The following is an 8,046-nucleotide window of genomic DNA, read 5'->3' as shown; positions in this document are numbered from 1 at the left end:
TAGGGGTAGTGTATTTTTAAAATTTCCCTTCTGTCAGGGTACAGGGTCATATCCTTTGCCGCCCCAAGGGTGACAACTGAAGATGCGTTTTAGGGCCAACCAACCCCCTTTAAAAAGGCCATGTTTTTGTAAGGCTTCCAGGGTGTACTGTGAACAGGTTGGTGAATACCGACATGTTGCCGGTGTGTATGGGGAAATGGCATATTGATAAAATTTAACCAAAAACACAAAGGGTGCAATCAGTATTTTTTTTACAGAGATTTTAGTATCCATTTCCTTTAAACCTAGGCGTTCGTAGTTTTATCGTGAATTAGGAAACACTGAAGGTAGTGCCATCCTTACCGTCTTTCAATTGAATGCCCATGGCCGATAATTGATCACGAATTTTGTCAGAGGTGGCAAAATCCTTATTTGTACGAGCCTCATTGCGCAATTGAATCAATAATTCAACGACACCCTGAAGCTTGTTCGAATCCTGGTTCCCTTCCGATTTATCTTCCAAGCCCAAGACTTCGAATACGAAATCGTGCATGGTTTGTTGTAGTAATTCCTTGTCCTGCGCGGTAATATTCTCTTTCTCTTCCTTGATGAGATTGATATGCTTTACGCCTTCGAACAAATGCGCGATTAGAATGGGCGTATTGAAATCATCATTCATGGCATCATAACATTTCTGCCGCCATTCGGGAACATTGAAATCCGAAGTCCCTTTGGTCCCCAGATCATTGAGGTTATCAATGGCCTCCATCATTCTATAAAACCCTTTTTCAGAGGCCAAAAGAGCATCATTGCTAAGGTCCAAGATACTGGTATAGTGGGCCTGCATCATAAAAAAACGTACCACCGAAGGGGTGAAAGGTTTACTAAGAATGTCGTTCTCGCCGGTAAAAATCTCACCAGGCAAAATATTGTTGCCCGTTGATTTGGCCATTTTCTTTCCATTCAGGGTCAGCATATTGGCATGCATCCAATAATGCACGGGAGCATGGCCATAACTGGCTTCTGCTTGCGCTATTTCACACTCATGGTGCGGAAATTTCAAATCCATGCCACCGCCATGAATATCAAAGGTTTCCCCAAGATATTTGGTGCTCATTGCGGTACATTCCAAATGCCATCCAGGAAATCCATCGCCCCAAGGGGAAGGCCACCGCATAATATGCTCGGGCTCGGCTTTTTTCCATAATGCAAAATCCTGTGGATTTTTTTTCTCGCTTTGGGCCGCCAATTCACGGGTATTGGCAATCATATCCTCCAATTTTCTACCACTTAATTTACCATAGTCGTAGTCCTTATTGAACTTCTTGACATCAAAATAGACAGAGCCATTGATCTCATAGGCATATTCTTTTGCGAGGATTTCCTTAATGATTTCCAATTGTTCAATGATATGACCGGTTGCCGTTGGCTCTATGCTTGGGGGTAGAAAATTGAACTGATCCAAGATATTGTGGAAGTCGATGGTGTACCGCTGTACCACCTCCATCGGCTCAATTTTCTCCAACCGTGCCTTTTTTGCGATCTTATCCTCCCCTTCATCGGCATCATCAACCAAATGTCCTGCATCGGTGATATTGCGCACATACCTGACCTTATAGCCTAAATGCCTTAAATACCTGAATATCATATCAAACGACATAAAGGTGCGGCAGTTGCCTAAATGCACATTGCTATAGACCGTAGGCCCACACACATACATGCCTACATGGCCTTCATCGATGGGTTCGAAGATTTCTTTTTTGCCCGTAAGTGAATTTGTGATCTTAAGGGGTTGCTTCTGGTACAATTGCATTTGAGGTGACGACTATTAAAATTTTGTATCTAGATTCAAATATTCCAAAAATTCGACGCGAAGGGCTTCGTTCTTGAATTTCCCCCCGTATTCCGCAGTGACCGTACTGCTTTCAATATCCCGTATGCCCCTGGAGTTTACACATAAATGCTTGGCATCGATTACACATGCCACATCATCGGTGTTCAATACTTTTTGGAGTTCCCGAACAATCTGTATATTCAACCGTTCCTGAACTTGTGGTCTTTTGGCAAAATAGTCGACAATGCGATTCATTTTTGAAAGCCCAACAACCGTACCATTGGATATATAGGCAACATGGGCCCTGCCCACAATCGGTAAGAGATGATGCTCACAGGTAGAATAGAGCGTAATGTTCTTTTCAACCAACATTTCACCGTATTTGTATTTGTTCTCAAAGGTCGATGATTTCGGTTTTTTTTGTGGATCTAAACCACTAAAAATCTCTTTTACGAACATTTTGGCAACGCGATTGGGGGTACCTTTTAGGCTGTCATCGTCTAAATCGAGCCCAAGTGTGAGCATGATCTCCCGTACGTTCGTGCGAATGCGATTTATCTTTTCCTCCTCGTTCAACACAAAGGCATCCTCACGTAATGGGGTGTCCTCAGCCGAAGAAACGTGATCATTTCCCATTTCTTCATAGCGTTCTTCCAATGTACTATCCATTTTCATTTAAAAAACATTACAGAACGGCAAAGATATACATTATATGGCACTTTATGATCGATTAGGGGCAATACACAACATAAATTAGTGTTAAGGACCATCACGGATTATTTTTATGATCCTCAAGTTAAAATTGCCAATGAAGTTTAAAACTGTATGGTTCTTTGTAGTCTTCCTGCTAGGGGTTTCCGGTGCTACCGCACAGGTAGCTCCCGATTGTGGCAACGCCATCCCCATTTGTAACAATACACCGGTCAATGGAGGAACTATGGGCTATGGCATCGATGATTTTAATGGGGCGCAAATGACGGGGTGTTTGGAAACAACAACTACGGGAGCCATCGAATCCAATGCTGCCTGGTATCGTTTTAGGACCGGGGCATCTGGTCAGTTGGGTTTCAATATCGGGTTTGATACTGCTGAGGATTGGGATTTCGCATTATATAAAACAAATGATTGCAAAGCATTGGGAGAACCTGTGCGTTGTAACTTTTTTGATAACCAAGATCAGAATGCCTTTATCGGAGTGGGGGAGGACCCAACAGGAACTACTGTAAACGTGCAGTATGATGATTGGCTAGAGGTAGAGCCTGGGGAGGATTACTATTTGTTGATCAATAACTTCAGTAACATTAATTCCGGTTTTTCCATTCAGTTTTCGGGGTCCATTTTTATCACGAATCCTTATGATGCCTTAGATTGTTCCATTATCAGTAATTTATTGGGACCACCGATTTCCGCCTGCGAAAATGATAGCGTACCACTTGATGCCACTACCGAAAATGCGGTTACTTACGATTGGTATCGCGATAATGGCAGTGGGTTCCAACCTATTTTAGGAGAAAATAACCCAACCTTTGAGGTCACCGGAACTGGTACATATAGGGTAAACGTGGCATTACCTGATGGAAGCACGGTTATCAGTGATGTACAAGTGGTATATTCGGCAATACCTTTGGCCTATCCTTTGACCGATGATGCCTCTTGTTCAGGTGAAACCACCTATGATCTTTCTCAAAAGGATGCCGAGGTTTTGGGCGGACAAAATCCTACGGAATTCATCGTCAGTTATCACCTAAGTATGGCAGATGCGACGAATGGCGTCAATGCCTTGTCCAAGACGTATGCGGTGGGGAATGGCTCACAACCGATTTATGTACGGGTATCATCGATAACGAATCCCATGTGTTTTGATGCCAGCCAACACTTTCAATTAACCCATCTTGAGTCCCCGATCATGGATTTCGATACCGAGGTCTACCTGTGTGCTGAAAATGCAAGTATAACTATAGGAGCGTCTGTTCCTCCGAATCCCAATTATACCTATATCTGGGATTCCGGAGAAACCACATCAAGTATTGAAGTGTACCAAGCGGGTACCTATACCGTAACAGCGACCAATGCACAAGCGGGCTTGACCTGTAGTGATTCAAGAACCATTCATGTAGCCGCATCGATAACACCTGAGATAACGGATGTGATCATCGACGATTTACAGACCGACAACACCCTGACCATTTTGACCAATGTTACCGATCATATTGAATACCAATTGGATGATGGGGATTTTCAATCTTCGAATGTTTTTACCGACGTACTCCCTGGGGCGCATACGATTACGGTGAACGATGCGAACGGATGTGGTACGGTTACCGAGCAGGTTATCGTGGTTGGTTTTCCGAAATTCTTTACGCCCAATGGGGATGATCGCAATGATTATTGGAACATAGCGGGGATATCCGAACTGGAAGATCCCATTGTACAGATTTTTGACCGTTTTGGGAAGTTTTTGAAACAGTTGGATGAAAAGGATCTTGGTTGGGATGGCCGTTACAATGGAAATCCTTTGCCCTCATCGGACTATTGGTTCAAATTGAGTTATACCGATGTCAACGGACAAAGATCGGTGGCGAAGTATATCAACAACCATTTCTCCCTTAAAAGATAGCACGCCTGATTTAGGGGTTATACCTGCGTTTTATCGATTAACTGCATAAAATACCGACAAAATATAATAAAATAAAAGTGGTTGAGTTATACTAGATGTTACTGGTATAACGTTAGCCCCATTTTTATGCGAACACATATTTTAGTTCTTGGTTGTTTTTTGGTGTTCCTAACAGGGACCAAGGCCCAGAACTCCCCAGATTGTAGAAGTGCCATTCCCGTTTGTGCTGATGGACAACCCATTATGCCTTTTGTCGATGGTAGTGGTGATGTCGATGATTTTGATCCCGATGTTGTACGACAGAGTGGTTGTTTGGAAAAAGGAAGCGTAAGTTCCGCCAATATAGAACACAATACCTCATGGTTCGTCTTTAGGGCGGGTACCGGGGGGCAGGTCGGTTTTGATATTGAGGCATTGCCCGTTGGCGGTGTCGGTACGCCGACAGCCGAATGGGATTTTGCGGTGTATGGCCCTTATGATCAGACCAGTGGTCAAAATTTCTGTACAATTATAGGTGATGGTACCTCCGAACCCATACGCTGTAATTACGAAGTAAACGATACAAATTTTACAGGTCTTGGTGTGAACCCGGAGAATGGCGTTGCTGGGGGACCTTTTGTGAAAGGAAGCCAGAACACCTACGATGAATGGTTGGATGTTCTGCCCGGGGAAATCTATTACATACTTGTGAATAATTTCAATACCAATTTCGATGGGGATCCAGAACAGTTTTCCTTGACCTTTACCGGTAGTTCGGTGGATGCCGACCAGGACAATGCCTTGGATTGCACCCTTAGGGATGAATTTTTAGGGCTTGACATCATTGCCTGCGAAGGCGATCCCGATATTGTATTGACCGCCTTAAACTCTCCTGCGGGACCGGATATCACGAATGTGACCTGGACTGTGGATTATGAGGATGATGGTGTTGTAGATGCTACTTTGGCCGATGGTCCTTCAGAAACCGAGTTGACAGTAACGAGCCCTAATTCAGGTCGCTATTTTGTTGAGATTCAAACGAGTTTGGCTACCGTGATAACCGATGATATTTTGATAACGTTTTACGGCATACCTGTTCTGGAACCTGGCAATGAAGTGACCGTATTGGATGATCTTGCCGATAGTAATAATGTACAATTCAATGTGGTAGGCAACGGCGACTATGAATATGCCATTAATGGGGGTGATTTTCAAGATGACCCCATTTTTAATGATGTACCTCCAGGCATCAATACGGTGATTGTTAATGACAAAAATGGCTGTGGTACCACAGAACCCTTAGAGTTTTTAGTCGTGGGGTATCCCAAGTTCTTTACGCCAAATACCGATGGTTTCCATGATTACTGGAATGTATTGGGCATTGAGACCCTAATTGATCCCGTGGTCCATATATTTGACCGGTATGGGAAATTGTTGAAACAATTGGATGCCACCACCATAGGATGGGACGGGACTTTCAATGGTAGGCCCATGCCCTCGTCGGATTATTGGTTTAAGATGGAATATTCCCGTGATGAGGAAGGGGTAGTGGTTGCAAAGAGCCTTCGTACCCATTTTACGTTAAAAAGATAATGGGATGATAGTTCATAAAAAAGACCCTGACGGCATGCCGTCAGGGTCTTTTTTATCACCTAATATTTTTTGGCTTAAAAATTAAGCGTATAGCTTAAAGATACATTGGTATTCTTTTTATTGATCAGGGCCGGCGTTGTTACGCCCGTGTCGAACAACTGCATATTGTAATCCTGCTCGAGCCAATTGACTGCTAGGTCTAAACGACTTCCTCCGAAGTTATAACCAATCCCCCCTGAATAACCGTTTAAATCCCCGATATTATTGCCATCGGCATAAGGGCTTTGTTCAAATCGGTAGCCTGCCCTAAGGCTCACTTGGTCTATGCGATATTCTCCCCCCAATCTAATGGACGAAACCCCATCAAGGTTATTGCCGATCTGTGAATTTATGGTAGCAAAGCTAGCATCACCCGCAGGTCTTAATTCTGCCTGTGACATATCTTGGTAGGTATAGTCCAAACTTAGAAGTCCATCCTTGCCAAATATCAAGGCCGCGCTACCTGTCCATTTCGCGGGGGTCTTAATAGTATATGCTTCAAAAAGGTTGATAATGTCATGGTTGATGAAATTAATATCATCATCGGCCAAATCGGAATTGATGCGTTGTGAAAAATCATCGGTCAAACGATACCAGGTCGGGGATTGATAACTGCCTCCCACCCTAAAATTCTCATTTACTTTCGCTATTGCCCCTAAATTCAAAGAGAACCCGGAACCTTCAGTATGCAAGAAGTTTGAAAAATCCGTTTGTTGGATCAATGATCCCGCCTCATAACCACTTTCTCGTAAATCATCATATTGGTCATAGAAAACCGTATGAAAATTAAGCGATGCGCCCAAATATAGGTTGTCTTGGTATTGGGTGGCGAAATTCACCGTAAATTTACTATTGTAACCTGAGGTCACCCGTAAAAAGTCTTGATTTACAGTGTTGTACGAGGCATTGCTATTATAGACCGTGTTGGTATCATCCTCGGTTTGAGGATCAATGACGCCGCCATAATAGCCTAGAAAAGCCTGTTGGTCCCCGAAGCCCTGGACCGACCCGATATCAAGGTAGCCATCTTCGATATATTCCCCCTCTTGCAACAATATCGAACCAAAGGGAACCCCTTGGGCGAAATTTAAAAAGTAGGTATCGATACCCTGGTCACTTGTGCCTACAACCCTGAATTCATCATCGAAATTCCGAACCATATCGTAATTGATCGCTATGGCCATTTTTTTCCAATCTGAGCCATTATTGCTTTTAAAAACAAAGACCCCACCGACTTGATTAAGATCCAAATTGTTTGTTTTGAACCCTGAGGAAGTTCCAAAATAAGTGGCTAAATTATCCTTTTGATAGTGTGTTCCGGAAATCGTGAACAGACTATTATTGAACACTGCCGAACCAGCAGGATTGATACTAAGTGCTGAGAGATCACCACCAAGGGCCCCAAAGGCGCCACCCATGCCTTGAAATCGGGCTGTGCCCTGTAAATTTTCATGACTATAACGGAGTACATCGGTGATATTTTGGGCACTTGAGATGGTGCATGCCAATAATACCATGAAAGTTAAATATCTTTTCATCTGTTTTTTTTTTTTTGATTAATAAGGTCAGATGCAATGAGCCATACAACATTTTGGTTCGTCGCCAAATCGGTAATGGCTCATTTTATTTTTGCACGGATTTTAATAACCTGATTGATAGTTTAGGATTTAATTTCCCCTTCCACTACTCCTACCAGAAGAACCACTGCTGCTTCTGCCAGAACTACTACTTCTACTAGAGCCTGAGGAGGAAGAACGACCCACAGACGATCTTGAAGAGCCGCTGCTAGAGCTTCTATAGGTTCCGCTACTTCTTGAGCTGGAACTGCCAGACGACCTATAGCTACTTGTTCTTGGTGAAGAACTTCGTGTACTGCTACCCGAACTTCTATACGTTCCTGAACTGCCTGTGCGACTTCCCGAACTTCTATAGGTTGAGGTTCTCGGAGTCGTTGCCCTTGGCGTGCTGCTCGAACCGCTTGTGCCTCTGCTATAGGTGCCGCTCC

General features: G+C 43.5%; 7 protein-coding genes. 2 read left to right on the top strand and 5 right to left on the bottom strand.

Annotated features, from left to right (window positions below; genetic code table 11):
• Window positions 1–33: 33 nt before the first annotated feature.
• From yidD to folE, 3 genes are read right to left on the bottom strand one after another with little or no spacing between them, the layout of a single operon-like run.
• A complete protein-coding gene (gene yidD / locus WBM98_RS15075) occupies window positions 34–273 on the bottom strand; it encodes a membrane protein insertion efficiency factor YidD (RefSeq protein ID WP_424366853.1) in 240 nt (79 codons plus the stop codon).
• Between the two features lie 37 nt (window positions 274–310).
• Window positions 311–1,792, bottom strand: coding sequence for a cysteine--tRNA ligase (gene cysS, locus WBM98_RS15070; protein WP_424366852.1), 1,482 nt, complete (start codon window positions 1,790–1,792; stop codon window positions 311–313).
• A gap of 15 nt (window positions 1,793–1,807) precedes the next feature.
• Window positions 1,808–2,488, bottom strand: a complete 681-nt coding sequence (folE, locus tag WBM98_RS15065; protein ID WP_424366851.1) for a GTP cyclohydrolase I FolE — start codon at window positions 2,486–2,488, stop codon at window positions 1,808–1,810.
• A 133-nt stretch (window positions 2,489–2,621) separates the two neighbouring features.
• Here folE and WBM98_RS15060 point away from each other — a divergent pair, with 133 nt between their 5' ends.
• The gene (locus tag WBM98_RS15060) at window positions 2,622–4,430 is read left to right on the top strand and encodes a T9SS type B sorting domain-containing protein (RefSeq protein WP_424366850.1); all 1,809 of its coding nucleotides are present in this window, start codon (window positions 2,622–2,624) and stop codon (window positions 4,428–4,430) included.
• Between the two features lie 126 nt (window positions 4,431–4,556).
• Window positions 4,557–6,002 (top strand): T9SS type B sorting domain-containing protein, encoded by a 1,446-nt coding sequence (locus tag WBM98_RS15055; RefSeq protein ID WP_424366849.1) that lies wholly within the window; start codon window positions 4,557–4,559, stop codon window positions 6,000–6,002.
• Window positions 6,003–6,076: 74 nt separating this feature from the next.
• Here WBM98_RS15055 and WBM98_RS15050 read toward each other — a convergent pair whose 3' ends face one another.
• Together WBM98_RS15050 and WBM98_RS15045 are read right to left on the bottom strand one after the other, a co-directional pair.
• Complete coding sequence (locus WBM98_RS15050) at window positions 6,077–7,579, bottom strand: OmpP1/FadL family transporter (RefSeq protein WP_424366848.1); 1,503 nt, start codon at window positions 7,577–7,579, stop codon at window positions 6,077–6,079.
• 129 nt (window positions 7,580–7,708) lie between these two features.
• A partial coding sequence (locus tag WBM98_RS15045) for a hypothetical protein (protein ID WP_424366847.1) occupies window positions 7,709–8,046 on the bottom strand: 338 nt, incomplete at its 5' end.

It is taken from the genome of Maribacter sp. (assembly GCF_049667165.1).
Classification (GTDB): Bacteria; Bacteroidota; Bacteroidia; order Flavobacteriales; family Flavobacteriaceae; genus Maribacter_A.
Note: the sequence above shows the minus strand (reverse complement) of the source record. Positions and strands in the feature narration are given on the sequence as shown.

Excerpts from the sequence above, each read along its gene's own strand:
- yidD (WP_424366853.1), bottom strand. The coding sequence starts at position 273 with ATGGATACTAAAATCTCTGTAAAAAAAATACTGATTGCACCCTTTGTG.
- cysS (WP_424366852.1), bottom strand. The coding sequence starts at position 1,792 with ATGCAATTGTACCAGAAGCAACCCCTTAAGATCACAAATTCACTTACG.
- folE (WP_424366851.1), bottom strand. The coding sequence starts at position 2,488 with ATGAAAATGGATAGTACATTGGAAGAACGCTATGAAGAAATGGGAAAT.
- WBM98_RS15060 (WP_424366850.1), top strand. The coding sequence starts at position 2,622 with ATGAAGTTTAAAACTGTATGGTTCTTTGTAGTCTTCCTGCTAGGGGTT.
- WBM98_RS15055 (WP_424366849.1), top strand. The coding sequence starts at position 4,557 with ATGCGAACACATATTTTAGTTCTTGGTTGTTTTTTGGTGTTCCTAACA.
- WBM98_RS15050 (WP_424366848.1), bottom strand. The coding sequence starts at position 7,579 with ATGAAAAGATATTTAACTTTCATGGTATTATTGGCATGCACCATCTCA.